This is a genomic window from Bacteroidales bacterium (assembly GCA_016709865.1).
Lineage (GTDB): Bacteria > Bacteroidota > Bacteroidia > Bacteroidales > VadinHA17 > LD21.
The window spans coordinates 114,250-129,577 of the sequence record JADJLX010000006.1 but is presented as its reverse complement, the minus strand read 5'-3'; the positions used below and the strand labels follow the sequence as shown (position 1 = coordinate 129,577).

At 41.7% G+C, this 15,328-nt stretch carries 9 protein-coding genes; 5 read left to right on the top strand and 4 right to left on the bottom strand.

Features of this window, described 5'->3' with window-relative positions; translation table 11 throughout:
• Positions 1-35: 35 nt before the first annotated feature.
• Positions 36-524 carry a hypothetical protein gene (locus IPJ16_17030; protein MBK7628870.1) on the bottom strand — a complete coding sequence of 163 codons (489 nt, stop codon included), beginning with the start codon at positions 522-524 and terminating at the stop codon, positions 36-38.
• Between the two features lie 116 nt (positions 525-640).
• Between IPJ16_17030 and IPJ16_17025 the strand changes: the two genes are divergently transcribed.
• Both IPJ16_17025 and IPJ16_17020 read left to right on the top strand, forming a co-directional pair.
• A complete protein-coding gene (locus IPJ16_17025; protein MBK7628869.1) occupies positions 641-2,869 on the top strand; it encodes a family 78 glycoside hydrolase catalytic domain in 2,229 nt (742 codons plus the stop codon).
• 65 nt (positions 2,870-2,934) lie between these two features.
• On the top strand, positions 2,935-3,651 hold the full coding sequence (locus IPJ16_17020; GenBank protein MBK7628868.1) for a hypothetical protein: 717 nt from the start codon (positions 2,935-2,937) through the stop codon (positions 3,649-3,651).
• A gap of 227 nt (positions 3,652-3,878) precedes the next feature.
• Here IPJ16_17020 and IPJ16_17015 read toward each other — a convergent pair whose 3' ends face one another.
• Positions 3,879-5,756: an aminotransferase class V-fold PLP-dependent enzyme gene (locus IPJ16_17015; protein MBK7628867.1), complete on the bottom strand. Its 1,878-nt coding sequence runs from the start codon at positions 5,754-5,756 to the stop codon at positions 3,879-3,881.
• Positions 5,757-5,887: 131 nt separating this feature from the next.
• Between IPJ16_17015 and IPJ16_17010 the strand changes: the two genes are divergently transcribed.
• Positions 5,888-7,303: an amino acid permease gene (locus IPJ16_17010; protein ID MBK7628866.1), complete on the top strand. Its 1,416-nt coding sequence runs from the start codon at positions 5,888-5,890 to the stop codon at positions 7,301-7,303.
• A gap of 130 nt (positions 7,304-7,433) precedes the next feature.
• On the opposite strand, the gene IPJ16_17005 is transcribed toward IPJ16_17010, so the two are convergent.
• Together IPJ16_17005 and IPJ16_17000 are read right to left on the bottom strand one after the other, a co-directional pair.
• Positions 7,434-9,269 carry a hypothetical protein gene (locus IPJ16_17005; GenBank protein ID MBK7628865.1) on the bottom strand — a complete coding sequence of 612 codons (1,836 nt, stop codon included), beginning with the start codon at positions 9,267-9,269 and terminating at the stop codon, positions 7,434-7,436.
• 29 nt (positions 9,270-9,298) lie between these two features.
• The gene (locus tag IPJ16_17000; protein MBK7628864.1) at positions 9,299-11,734 is read right to left on the bottom strand and encodes a DUF4982 domain-containing protein; all 2,436 of its coding nucleotides are present in this window, start codon (positions 11,732-11,734) and stop codon (positions 9,299-9,301) included.
• A gap of 98 nt (positions 11,735-11,832) precedes the next feature.
• On the opposite strand from IPJ16_17000, the gene IPJ16_16995 reads away from it, so the two are divergent.
• Both IPJ16_16995 and IPJ16_16990 read left to right on the top strand, forming a co-directional pair.
• Positions 11,833-13,074 (top strand): PQQ-binding-like beta-propeller repeat protein, encoded by a 1,242-nt coding sequence (locus IPJ16_16995; GenBank protein MBK7628863.1) that lies wholly within the window; start codon positions 11,833-11,835, stop codon positions 13,072-13,074.
• A gap of 61 nt (positions 13,075-13,135) precedes the next feature.
• Positions 13,136-15,322, top strand: a complete 2,187-nt coding sequence (locus IPJ16_16990) for a hypothetical protein (GenBank protein ID MBK7628862.1) — start codon at positions 13,136-13,138, stop codon at positions 15,320-15,322.
• Positions 15,323-15,328 lie beyond the last annotated feature (6 nt).

The following is a 15,328-nucleotide window of genomic DNA, read 5'->3' as shown; positions in this document are numbered from 1 at the left end:
CAGAGGTACACTGAGGAAAAACAATATGACTTAACTTATTTTACTTTTGCAAAATACAGAGTACCTGAACCTGAACCAGCCGACATCGAATTGGTGAATTCGATTGTCAGCATTTCACCGGCAATTTTCCAGGTCTCTTTTGCAACAAGGTTATCCTCGCTGCCATTATTGTAAAATGTTGTTTTGGATTCAACAAGAACTGAACCATCACTATTTACTCCGGAGGCCTTTGTAACCCTTGGCATATCGTATATTGTTATCCTGGCTTCTTTTCCATCGAGGGTTACATTTTCATCAAATGGATATTGTTCACCATTTGAATTCTCATATACTCTTGTTGTAAAAAGGGTGTCTGCCTTAATTTTAATAGTAATTCCTGACAGAAATAATGAGTTGTCAGTAAGGGCAGTCTTTTCCCTGTTTAACTTCCATTCGCCTGTGAAATCGGGTTTCTGAGCAGATAAAGACAGCGAAGTAAAAACCATAAATAAAACTGCAAGTCCTGTGATTGTTTTTGCTTTCATAAGTAGAATTATAAGGTTAGTTTTTGAGATTTAGCATAAAGTTAAAGAAAATCCTGTTAATCAACTATCAGTTAGTTAAGTTATCAGTACATTAGTCTAAACTGAAATATCATAATATGAATATGCTCAGAAAAGTTAAATATTTATTGATTTCATTCCTGGTGATAGCTCCTTGTGTTTCTTTGTCAGGTAGTTATACAGGCCAGGAATTTAAGAAGCCTTTTGGATTAATGGTAGAATTTATCCGGGAGCCGGAAAATACTTTGATACTTGACAGTGAGCCTGAATTCAGCTGGATTATACCCGCTGAGGCAATTTCTCAAAAAGGATATCAGGTAATTGTCTCCTCACGCAGAGAATTTATCGACAGTAATAATGGTGACGTCTGGAATAGCGGATTAGTTATTTCAGAAAACTCATCCGGTGTTTCATATGGAGGAGCAGCGCTTACTGAAAATCGTAAATATTTCTGGAAAGTCAGGATTCAGGATAGAAGTGGTCGTCTTACGGAATATTCAGAAGTGCAGATCTTCAGGACTGGCAGATTTGGTGATGTAATTACCACGCCAAATGTTTTTCAGGTTGAATGGATAAACCCGGTTTCAGTCAAAAAAACAGCTGATGGAAATACTCTTTTTGATTTTGGCAAAGATGCTTTCGGTACAATTCAGCTTACTTATAAAACTGAAAAGACTGATACTCTTATCATCAGTCTTGGAGAAAAATTATTGAACGGAAAGTTAGACCGTAATCCCGGAGGTACAATAAGGTATGCTGAGACAAAATTAGCTGTTAAACCAGGCCAGCAAAACTATATCCTTAAACTGCAACCAGATAAGCGAAACACAACCGGGGCTGCCGTCTTGCTTCCCGACTCTCTGGGAGTTGTTATTCCGTTCAGGTATGCAGAGATTAAAAATGCTGATAAACAGATCAGCAAAGAGGATATAAAACAAGTAGCATTGTTCCATTATTTTGATGAAAAGGAGAGTATGTTTTCTTCATCTGATACGATTCTGAATCAGATATGGGATCTCTGCAAGTACAGCATGAAGGCTACCTCATTTACCGGAATTTATATTGACGGCGACAGGGAACGGATTGCATATGAGGCTGATGCATATATAAACCAGCTGGGACATTATTCTGTTGACCGTGAATATGCCATGGCAAAGCGGACTATCGAGCATTTCATGAGTAATCCGACCTGGCCAACCGAATGGCTGCTACATACGGCAATGATGGCTTATCAGGATTATTTATATACTGGTGATACTGAAATTCTTGAAAAGTACTACACCCAGCTAAAAAACAAATCACTTTTTGAACTGGCCAGAGAAGACGGACTGATAAGTTCTCAGATACGGTCAGTAAATGGTGCTTATATGAAGAAGCTGGGATTCAGGGATACGTCAAACAGGATTCGCGATATCGTTGACTGGCCGCCTGCACAGAAAGATACCGGATGGAAACTAGCTACTGCTGAAGGCGAAAGGGATGGACATGTAATGCTGCCAATTAATACCGTTGTGAATTGCCTTTTTTACAATAACATGAAAATTATGGCAGAGATTGCAGGAGTCCTGAATAATCATGATGACCAAAGGTATTTTGAAAATATGGCAGCTAAAGTCAGAACTGCAATTAATACTAAACTTATTGATCCTGAGAAAGGAATATATATTGATGGAGAAGGATCTAAACACTCTTCAATTCATTCGAACATGATGGCACTGGCATTTGGTTTGGTACCGGAAGGAAACAAAACCAGAGTTGTAGATTTTGTTAAGTCAAGGGGAATGGCCTGCAGTGTCTACGGGGCCCAGTTTTTAATGGAGGGACTATATCTGGCAGGAGAGGGGCAGTATGCCCTTGATCTTATGAGATCGACAGGCGACAGGAGCTGGTGGAATATGATAAGATCAGGTTCTACCATTACACTTGAAGCCTGGGATATGAAATTCAAGCCCAATTCTGACTGGAATCATGCCTGGGGAGCCGCTCCGGCAAATATTATTCCACGGTATTTATGGGGAATAAAACCAAAAGCTGCAGGTTTTACTGAGGTTTCTGTCACTCCCCAAATGGGTAACCTGACTTTCAGCAAAATAGAAATTCCAACAATTCGCGGACAGATAATTGGAGAATATAATGTTGTTAATGAGAAACTTAAAACCTATTTGATAGAGCTGCCTGCAAATATGAAAGGGGTATTTTCAGTTGGGCTTACTGAATCAGAGACGATCTTTATGAACGGGAAAAAAGTTAAGTCTTCTGCTAATTCACTTTTATTGAATCCTGGTGTCAATAGAATAGAGATCAGGGCTTTGAAATCTAAATCCTGAAGAAAATAAAATTGTCTTTCATTATTTCAAGGTGTAACTTTGATATGGTAACCATTTCTTGTTGAATGTATACTATCTACAGATTCAAATTGGTGGTCTTATATCTGGTTTTTTCATTACTAGTATTAGCTTGTACAAAGGATGAAGAAAAGATTGATCTCACAAAAAACTATCTTTTTACCGGTCAGGTATTTGATCAGGTAACCAGGGAGCCTGTATCTGGAGCAATTGTTCGCTATGGACATAAATTGTTTGGCGAACAGGATCATGCTCTAAACAGGATGCCACAATATGGAATAACAGGAGCAGATGGCAAATACAAGCTTGTTGTCCCCAAAGAAGTTTTTGATGATTATCAAAGATATCCGGGACCAGTAATTTATGCTGAAGGGGCAAATTATATTGGCAGTGATATATTGCATGCTCCAAAAGGGGGTGAGAATATGGATCTGGAATTATATTACTCTTCAATTCTGCAATTGCATGTCTGGAATGACACAATTAATAATCAGATAGATGAAATAAAAATCTGGATAACCGGCAATAGTTCCTTTTGGGTTTACCCCGGATTTGTTGGTATTGTAGTGCAGGGATGGTATCCCTGGCCTCAGTTTACATTTAAAGGGAGAGAATTTGACACAGTTCTTGTTATAAATGATCTCTGGGGTAATCTTACTTATTCGGTGGGTGGCGGGAAAGGCTATTTTCCGGGCCCTTACTATTTTTCGTACCCTGTGAAACTTATACCGGGTACAATAAATTACCTTGAGGTGTCATTTTGAATAACAATACAAATTTACAAAAGATTTTATTTGTTAAGATCCTGCTGAACCCTGGGGATCCTTCGCTAACGCTCAGGATGACAGGGTGATGATGAATGGAATAGGGGGAGAGAAGTGGCGATTCGTTGAAAAATTTCAAATCAGAAATACTTTGCGAATCGCCACTTCTTTCCCCCCTATCACAAATCGACAGTGTCATCCCGAAGCGCCAGCGAGGGATCCCCAAATCATATGTATACTCTCTTACCTGCAGCTATTATAAATTCATCAATCTGCTTTTCGGTTTCTTTCCTGTTTAGCAGGGGAGTCTTTTTGGCAATTTTACCAATAACTTCGATCAGAGTGTCAATCTCAGCTTCAGTTGTTTCTATACCAAAGCTTATACGGGCAACACCGGGAAATCTTAATCGCGGAAATAATCTGGCAATTATTTTCTGGAATTTCTCAAGAGAAGGAGGGACTCCAAGAATATTTTTTACCAGCATATGCGCGCAATGGCAACCATAACGTATGCCAATACCTCTCATTGATAATTCTTTAGCAACTTTGTCTGACATAAAGCCCTTCACTGTGAATACAATTACTCCCACTTTCCGGTCGAACTGGGGTGATGAAGGATCTTTCAGTCCATATATTGTAACGCCGTCTATCCCCGCTAATCCCTGAATTGCTTTTCTTGTCAGTGCCTTTTCTTCCTCTTCTATCAGACTCATCCCGATACGCTGCATCAGCAAAAGCGATTTTCCCAGGGCAGCAATACCAGCAACATTCTCTTCGCCCGATGATTTTATCTGATCTGATTCCGTTGAATTGAATTTTAGCAATCCCTTTGCTGCAATCAGCACTCCTGTTCCGAAAGGCGCATAGACTTTATGTGCGGAAAAGGCAAGAAGGTCAATACCCCATTGTTCAATTTCAATCTTCCTGTGAGCAACCAGCTGTGCTCCGTCAACAAGAAGTTTCGCACCATATTTGTGAACTATTAAGCTGATTGATTTCAAGTCGTTAGCTGATCCCAGTACATTTGAAGCACCGCTTATTGCGACCACTTTTATACGTTCATTTCCATACTCCTTTTTCTGGTTGTATCCTGCCAGTAATCTTTCCAGTTCTTCGGTATCAAAAAATCCTTCCCTGTTAATTGAAAACCGGATTACCCTGAAATTGTTAAAACGCCATGGCAGATCATTGGAAGAGTGTTCCAGAAGTGTGCTGAGGACTACAGGTTCAATACCATGTTCAACTTCCCTGTACAAACTTTCAGAAGCCATGTTTATAGCTTCGGTGGTATTGGAAGTAAAGAAAATATCGTAGTTCACCAGTGGTGCACCCAGTGCTCCGGCACAAACAGATCTCACTTCCCGGATGATCTCCTGCTGCACTGGTATTGGCTGATGCCAGATCTGATAAACTGCTTTCCAAACAGCTTCGAATGCAGGGGTACTGGCACTGTTATCCAGATTTATATATGGTTTGATACCTTCAACAGTCGGAACAAGGATTCCATTGCCAATTACTGTTCTCCTGAGTTTATTGAGAAGTTCTTTTCCTGTAAATTTTTCTAGATCATCACGATAGAGTATTTCAGAAGCAGTGAGAGTTTCATCATGAGGGCCCAAAAAAATCTCATGCCCATGTTGCTTGATTAGCTGAAGTGCCCTTGCAAAAGCAATTACATTTATAATGGCAGGTGTTCCGGCTTCAAATCTGTCAGTGCCACTTGCCCATATTACCCATCCGGGGGAGATTAGTCTGGTTGTCCCGCCTCCGGTCAGGAAAGGAACACCTCCCGGTAACTTATTTTTCTTTACTGCTAAAGCCCTTACCCCCAGAGGAAGTCCAAAGCTCTGGCTGGATATAACTTTATAACTATCCGGTTTCAGTCTTGCGCTAAGGATCTCTGCATATCTTGGAGAACAAAAAATAATAACAAATTTTCCCTTATCAAGTCCGGTGAAATCAAGTACAATATCTCTGGCCTGCTCGTATAATCGAGTTGTAACCATTGAGAAGTGACCGCTTCCCCTGTGTACGTTGGAATATGTTTCAAGAGCAGCATAAACGCTTTTCTCCAGTTCAATAAATGAATCAGTTTTGTTCATCATAAAAGAGTTAAAGATGCTTTTAAAGATAATAAAACAAAATTGACCGAAGATATCGCCAATGAACACAGTGATAGCTGGTTTCTTAATAAATCATTATATTGTGAACAGGTTTATCTTTATTAAGCTTCCTTATGGGTAATCAGCGAAACCTGGTCAGGGCACTGGGAGTAGGGTACGTAGTTATTTTTGTTGTTGCCAATATTATCGGATCGGGTGTATATAAGAAAATCGCTCCGATGGCTTCGGAACTCCATTCATCTGTATGGATCATCGCAGCGTGGATTGCAGCAGGTATTATAACACTTTTCGGAGCATTGAGTAATGCTGAAGTAGCAGGAATGCTGGCAGATACAGGAGGTGAATTTGTATATCTGAAGAAGATCTACAACCGTTTTTTTGCTTTTATGTACGGATGGTCGCTATTCACTGTTATCCAGACTGCTACAATATCCTCCCTGGCATATGTATTTGCACAATCGCTGAATAGTATTGTCCCCATACCTGAGGTTTTTGCTTCACTCCAGCATTTTACAGTCGGGGGTGTTTTCTTCCCTTTTCAGGGATTCGGAGTTAAGCTTACAGCAATTCTGCTAATACTGATTTTGACCGGTCTGAATATTTCCGGTTTGAAAAGCGGGGCAGGAGTAAGTAAAGCCATAATGATAATGGTTTTTGCCGGCCTCCTTACAATTATTCTGTTTGGTTTGACAAGCAATACTCCCAGGCCCCAGAACTTTATGGATTTAAGGGACTTAACAAATGGGACAGTTACTCTTTCGGCTTTTTATACTGCGATGCTGGCTGCTTTCTGGGCCTACCAGGGATGGGTTTCTGTAGGATTTATCGGTGGAGAGGTCAAAGATCCTACTAAGAATATTCCAAAAGGAATTGTTACAGGTGTCTTTATTGTGATATTCATTTATTTGCTGGTCAATATAACATACCTGACACTTTTATCAATTCCTCAGCTGACAGGTATCCACGAAGCTGGTAATCAGATTGCCGCTGTTGAAGCAGTGAGGAGTTTCTGGGGAACAGGAGGTGTTCTTTTTATTTCAATCCTTATACTTATTACTACACTGGGATGTACGAATGCGAGCATACTCACAGGTGCCAGGCCCTATTATGCCATGGCCAGTGAAAAGCTTTTCTTCCCCGGCATAGCAAAGATTAATAAGGCCAATGTACCATCAACCTCCCTTCTCTGGCAGGGAATTTGGGCCTCAGTGCTTGTTCTTTCCGGTACTTTCGACCAGCTGACAGACATGATCATATTTGCTGTTTTTATTTTCTATGGTGCCACCACCCTGGGGGTATTTATTTTACGCCGGAGGATGCCTGATGTGCACAGACCTTATAAGGTATGGGGTTATCCCGTTGTGCCTGCCATCTTTATTATATTTTGTATAGGCCTCTTTTTCAACACAATAATTGCCAGACCCCGCGAAGCTGCAATAGGACTCATTCTCATCTTTTCCGGAATCCCTGTATATTTCTTGCTGAAAAGAAAATACTCAAGAACAGATTCTGATCAGGAAATCCATTAACCACAAAGGACACTAAGTATTTACACGAAGGGCACAAAGGTTTAAATTACAGCAATTTCCCTTTGTGTTCTTTGAGTATCCTTTGTGTTCTTTGTGGTTAAAAAGGATCATAAAAAGAAAACTCATATAATTATGTTGGAGGATGAAGCCTTTTACTGAACCAGGTCCTCACAGATTTCATTTTTTCAACCTGACTTGCCGGAGCTTGACGTTTGCAGGTTGATCTTTCTTCGCTGTTTTCCGGTGCGCCCCAGCGTATTTCAGGACCATCATTAGGATTATATGCCATCTCAAAGGCATCCCTTCTCTTTAGTATTTCAGACAGAGTAAGTTTTTGTAAAGAGCCGTCGGACCGTGTGTATGTGATAGTAAGTTCCGAAGATTTGCGGTCAAATAACGATTGAACCTCCTTCATTTGGGGGTAATTCAAAACCTCATCCATGGCAATGAGCAGCCTCAGGTCGCGGTTAGGTGTCGAAAAATTCTCCCACTGGCCTCCTGCCAGGAAGATCCCGGCTGCATTGGAAGGCATCGGAATTACTGTACCCGGATGTAATTTGAAATATGCATCCCCGTTTGCCACCGATGTTACCCTTACTATCAGCTGTTCATGAAGAGCCTGTATTAATCCGCTTAGCTCGGTTTCCGGATCAAGCGGTTTCGGATTTATCAGCCGTGCCATAGTCTGATAAAATACTGCCGTCTCCATTTTTTTCTGCTGAAGCGAAAACGGAACGAACCCGGCCACTTCTGTCAGCTCATTGTTTTTCATCAGTTGAGGCATCCCCTTATTGAGCTTTAAAGGACGAAATGCTTTAAAACCGGGTTCCCCGACAACTTCAGTTGTGTTAAAAAGAAAGTTCCCTTTCCAGAACCTTTTAATACCAACTGTCCCGTCGGGCTGGGCATCGACCGACAGAAGCAAACCAGGATTTTTGCCTTTTTGTGGTTTTAGTCCGACAATAATCAGTGTATGTCCGTAAGGATCGGCATATACAGTACCCGGACGTATAGCTCCTCGTTCAAGAGGTACAGGGTAATAATCTGAATTCTCATTGTCGAGTGCTGTCCGGGCAGTACCGGAATGGACTCCATCTGCTGTTCTTCTCATAAAGGCATTAAAGGCTAAAACAGGATTGGTTTTTGACGTTGAGGATTCATTTGTTACCCATTGACCTGTACCCGGGTTACGTCCAAGGTAACCCCTGTCGCAAACATGGTAACCGAACGGGAGACCAAGTTTCCATGCAAAATAGGCTCTCAGGTAAAATGGATTATCTGCACAATCGGGCTGCATTATAACAGAGTTTTTCCCTGCAGGATCATCTTCCCCCAGAGAAAGGTAATTGTAAAGGAAATTATGATCCTGATTCTGCGTGACCTTATGAAGTGAGGGCCACGAAGATTGTTCATCATACTCATAGAACAGAGCGTTTATCCATGCAGAATAGAGTGTTTCCATACTGCTGTCCCAACCTCTTTTTGTTTTCCAGATCGTACCTGATGCCGGAATAGTTTTTCCGGGTGTGATCTTAAACTCTATAGTTTTTACTGTTATTTTATTCACAGTAAGTGTCGCTGTATAATTTCCTTCCGGACTACCGGCAAAATCATCTATCCTCCAGGAGGGTAATTCCTTTCCGGTCCTGCTTTTATGAGACTTTAAAATACCGGAGGTACCGGTTACCTGAATCTGTGAATTGAGTATTTCTTCTTTTCCTGCTGCAATGATCCGGAATGGTTCTCCCGGTAAGGGATTCATTGGAAGAACCATCATTGCGTTGACAGGGAGGTATTTTTCGTTTATTCTGTTTTTAGTTGTAGAATCTGCGATGGCTAGCGAAATACTACTACCCTTTGATGACCGGTCATTGCCGCATGCCGCACAACTGATTATTAAAGTAATTATCAGGCCTGAAAAGGCCTGATAAAATCTGATTCCGGTAAATATTTTTAAGCCGGTCATTTACGTATTATGAAACATATCATCATCAATCACTTTTCGGCTGTCAGCCTTATTTTTGCTGACTTCAGCCAGGGAGCAGAGAAAGTAATATTTACTTCTCCTGCTGTGCCGGTCGATTGCAGGTAAGCCAGCATTCTTCCATTGAATACCCTGTGAGAATTATCCCGGTAATTTGTCATGTCGGAATTGTTGGCACTTTCAAGCCCCAGAAGACGTGCTGGTCCGGTAATTGTGCAGGTAACCTCATCGTCAGCAAGGATAACAGGAACACCATTCTGGTCGACAATCTGAATGTTGATATGTACCACCTCTTTTTTCGATGAGAGGCTCGATTTATCAGGTGTTGCAATAATAGAATAGGATCTTCCGGATGTCTGAATGGAATACTTTGCAGCTTCCTTACCGTCTTTCAATCCGGTGACTTCCAGTTTTCCTGCTTTGAAAGGTATATCCCAGTAAATGATTCCTGTATTATCGTCTTGATTTTTAGGTGTTCCGACGGGTTCGCCGTTAAGGCTTAACTGCGATTGGGGGCAATTGGTGTAACATACAACCCTTACGGTATCTCCTTCATTATAATTCCAAACAGGAAGTGCAGAATCTGACAATCCTCTGCGGCCACCTCTGCCTTGTCGGTAGGTTCCGATATAGGTCATTGGCTTATCTGACCACATAGCCATTCTGAAATAGCCCCTTGGTTTCAGATTTCCGGCTAAGTCTATCATCCCTGAATTAAATCCTCTTGAAGGCCAGGCATTTGACTCTCCGAGATAATCAAATCCGGTCCAGATAAACTGGCCAAAAATATATTCATTATCCCTAACTGCTTTCCAGGAATTATAACTGTGACCGTTCTCACTTCCGTAAATTACTCGTTCGGGATATTTTTTATGGTCTGCAGCATATCTGTCTTCAGTGTAATTGTATCCGACAACATCAAGATATTTTGGATAATCGGTCTCATTGGTCATTATAACACCTGCAAGTGCACCAGTAACTTTTCGTGAAGTGTCGATAGCCCTGATTACCCCTGAAAGCCTTTTTCCTATTGGACCCAGACGCTCTGCATTTGGTTTTTTCGGATCATATCCCCCGCTTACCGGCTGATTGAATTCACTGCCGTTCAGAATCGGATGGGAGTAAGGATCGTTCGGATAATCGACTTCGTTCCCTATGCTCCATAAGATAACTGAAGGATGGTTTCTGTCGCGAAGTACCATTGAAGCCACATCCCTGTCGCTCCACTCTTCAAAAAAATCAAAAGTCCCCTGGAATCCGGGCTCTCCTACATTCCATCCTTGCATCCATTTCTTTTTTGGAAACTCAAACTCATCAAATCCTTCATCCATTACAAGAAATCCAAGCTCGTCACACAGTTCGTAAACGTCAGGTGCCTGCAGGTTGTGACTCATACGAATAGCATTGCATCCCAGCGATTTCAATGTAATCAGTCGGCGTTTCCATACCTCACGGGGAACTGCAGATCCTAATACGCCAGCGTCATGATGAATGCACACTCCTTTCATTTTCATCCATTTCCCGTTGAGGGCAAATCCTTTATCAGGATCGTACATCGTGGTACGGATCCCGGCATTGCATACTGTCTCGTCCACTATTTTTGTGCCGGAATATAAAGTAGTTTTCAATTGATACAGGTTTGGAGAATCTGTGCTCCATAAAAGAGGATTCTTTATAGTTAAATCAGTAGAGATCTTACTTACACTACCCGCAGGCAGCTTCTTTTTCACTGTAGACTGGGCAACTACTTTCCCTGATAAATCAAGCCACTGGATCAGGACCTTTGCATCGGTTTCAGCTTTAGTTTCATTCTTAACATCTGCACTCACCTGAATTACTGCCTGATTACTCTTTACCTGCCTTGTCTGGTATGTAACTCCCCACATATCAAAATGTACCGGATCTGAAGTTACCAGCCATACATCTCTGTAAATACCTGAGCCGGTATACCAGCGCGAGTCGGCAGACTGGCTGTGATCTACCCTTACCGCAAGAACATTTGATTCCCCTGGTTCCAGATAAGGAGTAAGATCATAAGCAAAAGAAACATATCCGTTTGGACGGAATCCCAGTAACTGACCATTTAAATAAACGGTGCTGCGATTGTATACTCCCTCAAAATACACGAAAACCTTTTTCCCGTTTAGTTCTGCAGGGATCTCCAGTTTCTTTCTGTACCAGGCAATACCGCCGGGTAAATAACCGGTACAGCTTGCCAGCGTCGGACTTAGAGTACCTTCAATACTCCAGTCATGGGGTAAGTCAAGTTTTCTCCAGCTGTTATCTTTAAAATCTGGTTTGTAAGCATCCGGCTCATCCTTAAGCCTGAATAGCCATCCGTCGTTTATCAGTTCAGCGTTACCGAAAGAAGCTTGTCCTTTTACCAAAAGAGGCATACAAAGTAAAATGCTGGAAAACAGGATTATAAAGTAATGATTGTGTTTCATGGGAGAAAAAAATTATTATATTAAACAGGGCTTCAAGTTAATAAATATTTTCCCTATTTTTGGCTGGAAGCATTGTTTGTTAACAATACCAAATCTATATGAGAAAGATAAAAATTCTTAGCCTTGCACTGTCATTATTCTTTATTGGAGTCTCTTTTCTTAATGCTCAGAACTGGCCCGGATGGCGCGGACCTAACGGTGACGGGACAAGTGCCGAGATCAGCTTGCCTACCAGATGGGATTCCGTTACCAATGTTGTGTGGAGAACCAAAGTTCCAGGTACCGGATACTCATCACCTGTAATCTGGAAGGATAAGCTTTTTATAACAACAGCTGTGAAGGAGACGCAGGAAAAAATTCTGCTCTGCTATGATAATAAAAGCGGAAAGCTATTATGGCAAAAAACTGTTGTAAAATCTCCTTTTGAGGGCAAGCACGATAATAACAGTCACGCTTCAGGCACTCCCGCAACAGACGGGAATAAGGTCTTTGTCTCCTTTTTAGACGGGAAGGATGTTGTTGTTGCTGCATATGATTTTTCAGGAAAACAGATCTGGCTCCAAAAGCCCGGAACGTTTTCCAGTCCACACGGATACAGCTGCTCCCCTGTTATCTTTGAAGACAAAGTGATAATAAATGGTGACAGTCAGGGTGATTCATTCCTAGCTGCATTAAGCAAAACAGATGGTAAAGTTATATGGAGAGTGGCACATGAAAGACCCGCTCACAGTTTCAGTACTCCGATAATCAGAAAAATTGCAGGCAAAACACAAATGATCTTTGGCGGGAATAAGGAAATTGCCTCATATAATCCATCTGACGGATCGAAATACTGGTTTGTCAACGGACCTTCCGAGGACTTTTGTTCAAGTCCGGTTTATAATGAAAAGACAGGACTTGTACTAATGAGCAGTGCCTGGCCTACGAGAATACTTATGGCTATTAAGCCTGATGGCAAGGGAGATGTAACAAATACTCATATTGTTTGGCAGACAAGGGATGGCGCTTTCTATGTACCATCACCGGCCAGCATAGACAATTATCTTCTTACAACAATGACAACCGGGAAACTTCATTGTCTCGATGTTGCAACAGGCAAAATTCTCTGGATCGAAAATATGGGTCCACAGTATTCTTCTCCTGTAATTGCTAATGGACTGATATATATGCCGAAAGACGATGGTGTGATTACTGTAATTAAGCCTGGTACAAAATTTGAATATATTTCAAAAAATCCTTTAGGTGAAAAGATGTTTGCATCGCCCGCCATAAGTAATGGTAAAATTTACCTCAGGGGTTTTAAGAACCTGTACTGTATTAGTGCAAATGGAAAGTTTTAAGTTCATGACATTAAACTATCATTTGCTTTTTTTGGTTTAATTTTGATATAAAATACGCACAATGAAAAAGATTGCAGCCTTGATTCTGTTTTTGTCTTTCTGTTATCCGGCTTTCTCACAAAAAAAGGAAACTGCAGACACTACTAAAAAAAAGCAACAGAATAGCACAATAAAGAAGGATGAGGACGCGCAGGTGGTCCATATTACTCCCGGAGCCTCAGGTGTAAAAAGAAGTATAGGATATAAATTCAGTCTGAAGCGGGGATTTGAAGATCCGGGTAACGGAATCTTCAGATATAATAATGATAATGTATCAGATGTTACAATTATATATGTGGATGATATTGATATCTCCGGAGAGGATCAGACTAAGTGGTACTCTACCTGGGACGATACAACCGGTGCAACTGCGAGAGGCCGTATTACAATTGCAGATGCTGAGGGAAAGGTTGTAACCGTTTTTTATTTCACAGATGTTTTTAAAGATAGTGACGGATTCTGGAGCTTGCCGGTTGAGTATGTTTCAGGGGTTTTGCCGACTGATAGTTATACATATTATTATGTGTTTGACCGCATTGCAAAAAAAGAGGAACCTGTAACTGCTAATCAGCCGGCGCCAGTCATCCCTGTTAATCCCGTAGTTCCGGTTGCTCCTGTTGTCCCGGTTACACCTGTTACTGAAGCTGTTGTTAATCCGGTAGTCCCTGTTGTGGTTGTTACAACTGACACAGTTGTTGTTCCGGTTGTCCCTGTTACCGAAGTTATCCCAGTAACACCAGTTGTTCCTGTTACTCCTGTAGTACCTGTTATACCAGTTACTGAAACCGTTGTTAATCCGGTACTCCCTGTTGTGGCTGTTACAGCTGACACAGTTGTTGTTCCTGTTGTTCCGGTAATAGAAGTTGTTCCTGTTACTCCAGCTGTGCCAGTAACTGAAGTTGTTACTGTTACTCCTGTTATTCCGGTAACTGAAGTTGTTCCTGTCACCCCTGTCGTTCCTGTTACTCCGGTTGTCCCGGTTGTTGCAGCTGCAAAAGATTCTATTGTAGTCCCTGTTCCTCCGGTTACTGAAGCAGTCCCTGTGATTCCGGTAGTGCCTGTAACTGAAGTGGTTCCGGCTAATCCCGTTGTTCCGGTAACTGAAGTTGTGCAGGCTAAGCCGGTTGTGCCGGTTATCCCTGTTAAGCCTGACACCATTGTTGCTCAGGCTAATCCGGTAAATCCAATGAGACGGGTAATAAAAGCAGATCCGGAAAAACCTGATTCATTAACAAATTATGGAAATCAGGTAAATCCTGCCAGGAGGACAAGACCGGCAAATCCGGTAAACAGGGATACTGTTGTAAGCACGGCTAAAAAGGTCATTAATGCAGAGACTGAGAAGCCCGTTGTTCCAGTCAGTCAGCCCAAACCTGTTGTTGCTGATAAACCGGTTAATCAGACACCGCCTGCAAATCCTGTTAGTCAGCCAAAACCGGCAAATCCTGTTCCAGAAACTAAACCGGCAAATCCTGTCAGTCAGCCCAGGCCAGCAAATCCTGTCAGTCAGCCAAAACCGGCAAATCCGGTAAGCCAGCCTAAACCTGTTGTAGCGGAAAAACCGGTAGCGCAGGAGAAGCCGGCAAATCCTGTAAGTCAGCCAAAACCATCAAATCCGGTCAGTCAGACCTATCCTGCAAATCAGGGAACTCAGAATTATCCTGCACCTGAGGCTAGCAGACTTCCGAGTTATCAGAGGTACGCCGGATCATCTTCAGGAATACACAGAAAATGGTATTGCGGGATTATCGAAGCCGGTTATGGACTCGGTGTAGGTGATTACGGAATCAATAATTTCAGGCTGAACTTTATAAACGGATTTAAAATTGGCAATTCCTCTCTTGGCCTTGGAATTGGGTACCGTCGTTATTTCACTGATAATAACACTGCTCCATACCTGGTTTCAAATAAATCTGAAGTGCCTGTATTCATTGATTTCAGAACACATTTCTCCGACAGGAAAGTTACTCCATACTTTGCACTCGGATTGGGTGGTAGTGCCAGTGCTGATACTACTATATCAGGTAAGGATAGATTATTTTTTACTACCTCTGGAGGAGTCTGGTTTAATTTGTCTGACAGATTTGCGGTTTTTGCAGGAATTGCATATGAGTTGCAGAAACTGGAATTCTCAGATACTAATCCATATACAGGCAATTACAGGAAAAATTCAAATTCAATAAGTCTGAATATCGGGATTGCTTTTTAGTCTTCG